Consider the following 2993-nt stretch of genomic DNA (forward strand, 5'->3'; position numbering starts at 1 on the left):
ATCCCCTCCCTGCCCTCCACCACCAACGACCACAGATCCTCCGGAGAACCCACCCCACCCGGATAACGGCACGCCATCCCGACAATCACCACAGGATCACCGGCGTCGTTCACCGGCGAACCGGTCGTGCCCGCTGTCTCGCCGCTCGGGGTGAGCTCGCCGGACAGGTGGTCGGCGAGGGCCCGGGGGGTCGGGTAGTCGAACACGGCCGTGGTCCCCAAGCGCGATCCCGTGACCGCGTTGATCCGGTTGCGCAGTTCGACGGCGGTGAGCGAGTCGAGTCCGAACTCCTTGAAGGTGCGGTCGGGACCGATCGGGTCCCGCCCGTCGTAACCGAGTACTCGCCCCGCCTCCGCGCGCACCAGCTCCAGCAGTCGCCCGGGCTGGGACGTCACGTCTTCGCCGCCGGGGCGCGGGCCGTCCGGACGGCCCGGTACGGCCGCTGGGCGAGCCGGGCGCGGCGCGCTCGTGATGAGTTCGCGGAGCAGTGGATGCACGTCCGCGCCGTCGGTGGCGGAGACGGTGTCCAGCCGCAGCGGCACGAGCAGCGGGTCGCTCCGCCGAAGAGCGGCGTCGAAGAGTGCGAGCCCCTCGGTTTCGGACAGCGTCGCCACTCCGGAGCGTGCCATCCGGTTGAGGTCGCCGGCGCCGAGCCCCGCCGCCATGCCGCCCCGCTGGTCCCACAGCCCCCACGCCAGCGACGTGGCCGGGAGTCCGAGCCGGGCGCGATGGTGGGCGAGCGCGTCGAGGTAGGTGTTGGCGGCGGCGTAGTTGGCCTGACCCGCTGCGCCGATCAGGCCCGAGACAGAGGAGTAGAGCACGAACGCCGACAGCGGCATGTCCGCGGTGAGCTCGTGCAGGTTCTTCGCCGCCACCGCCTTCGGATCCATGACCGCGTCGAGGCGCTGCGGACTCAGGTCGGTGAACACGCCGTCGTCGAGCACGCCGGCCGTGTGGACCACGGCGGTGAGGGGCCGATCGGCAGGCAGCCCGTGCAGCACCGCAGCGAGCTCGGCGCGGTCGGCGACGTCGCAGGCTTCGGCTCGCACGTCCACACCGAGCTCGCTCAGCTCGGCCACCAGGGCACGCGCCTCGGGCGTGACGGGGCCGCTCCGGCTGACCAGCAGCATGCTCGTCACCCCGTGCTCGGTGGCCAGGTGCCGCGCGAGCAGCCGGCCGAGCCGGCCGAACGCGCCGGTCAGCAGCACGGTTCCGCGCTCGGACATCGGCTTCTCGGCGGCGGGGTGCGGGCCGGGAGCCGCGGGCAGGCGCGTGAGGCGCGGGACACGGACGCCCTCGGCGGACAGGGCCAGCTGCGGTTCCCCCGTGGCTGTCGCGGCGGCGAGCCGTCGGGCGCCCTCGCTGCCCGGCGCCACGTCGACGAGCACCACGCGGCCGGGGTGCTCCGACTGCGCGGCACGCAGCAGACCCCAGACCGGCGCGTTGCCGAGATCAAGACGGCTGTTGCTCCCCGCGTCGACGGCACCGGTGGTGACGACGACCAGTGGCGTGTCGGCCATCGTCTCGTCGGCCAGCCAGTCCTGTACCAGGCGCAGGACGCGGTGCGCGCCGCCGGTGTCCGTGACGTCGGTCGGGGGAACCACGGTGACCACGGTGGACGGCGCCGGGGCCCCCGCCGCCGTCGCGGCCCGCAACGCGGGGAGATCCGCGTACCGGTCGAGCGGGAAGCTGTCGCCGGCCAGCTCGGCACCGAGGTCGTGCGGGTCCTCCCCCACCATCGCCCAGCGACCGGTGCCGGGGTGGGCGCCGACCTCCTTCGGCAGCCACGACAACCGGAACAGCGCCGCGTCGTTCTGTTCCGTGGACGGAGTGCGCGGAACGTCGGGCGCGGGCCGCAGCACCAGCGAGTCGACCGACGCGACCGGGTTGCCGTCGGGGTCGGTGAGCATGATGGCCACCGAGTCGGCGCCGGTCCTCGTGATGCGGGCCCGCAAGGCCGGCGGGGCCGCGGTGTGCACGGTGACGCCGCTCCACGCGAACGGCACCAGCGTCTTGTCCGCGGTCTCGAACAGGCCTACCAGTGCGGCCTGGACGGCAGCATCCAGGAGGGCGGGGTGCAGGTCGAACACCGGGCCGCCGTGGTCCACCGCCTCGCCCGTGGCGATGTCGGCGAAGACCACGCCGTCGCCGCGTCGGACGGTGTGCAGCCCTCGGAACGCCGGCCCGTAGGCGTACCCCCGGCGGGTGAGTTCCGCGTATGCGGGGGCGACGGGGACCGGCTGTGTGTCGGGACCGGCGTCGCCGTTCCAGCCGGTTACGGCCACCGATCCGACGGGCAACGGATCGGCGGGTGAGGTCCCGACGGGTGAGGCCCCGGCGGGTGAGGCCCCGGCGGGTGAGGTCCCGGCGGGTGGGGCGACGGTGCCTTCGGCGTGCCGGGTCCAGGTGCCGTTCCCGGCCGTGCCTCCGGCTCGGGACAGCACACGCAGCGCACGGCGGCCGGTGCCGTCCGGGGCATCGATCACCACCTGGAGCCGGGTGTCGCCGTGTTCCGGCACGACCAGGGGTGAACGCACGACGAGCTCTTCCACCGGGCCGGCGCCGGTGCGCTGCGCGGCGTGCAGGGCCAGGGCCACAAACGCGGTCCCGGGGAGGATCGGGGTGCCCTGCACCACGTGGTCGGCCAACCACGGTTGCCGTTTCAGGGACAGCCGGCCGGTCAGTACGAGCGCGCCGTCATCGCCCAGCGGCATCTCGGCACGCAGGAAGGGGTGGTCGACCGGTTCCAGGCCGACGGCGGCGAGGTCGGTGTCCGGGAGGGCGGCGGGTTCCAGCCAGTAGTGCCGGCGTTGGAAGGCGTAGGTGGGCAGTTCGGTGTGGCGGGCGCCGGTCCCGGCGAACAACTCCGCCCAGTCGACCGGCACCCCCGCGGTGAACAACGCACCCAGCCCCGCCAGCACCGACTCGACCTCACCACGACCACGACGCAGACTCGGCACCGCCGTAACGTCCTCACCCTCCAGACACTCCCG

The 2993-nt window shown here is 74.0% G+C and carries 1 protein-coding gene; it reads right to left on the reverse strand.

Going from position 1 to position 2993, the window contains the following annotated elements:
• Positions 1–2960 (reverse strand): type I polyketide synthase (locus IG94_RS0137825; protein ID WP_248783120.1); only part of this gene is annotated, 2960 nt, incomplete at its 3' end.
• Positions 2961–2993 lie beyond the last annotated feature (33 nt).

Source organism: Streptomyces olivaceus, from assembly GCF_000721235.1.
Lineage (GTDB): Bacteria > Actinomycetota > Actinomycetes > Streptomycetales > Streptomycetaceae > Streptomyces > Streptomyces olivaceus.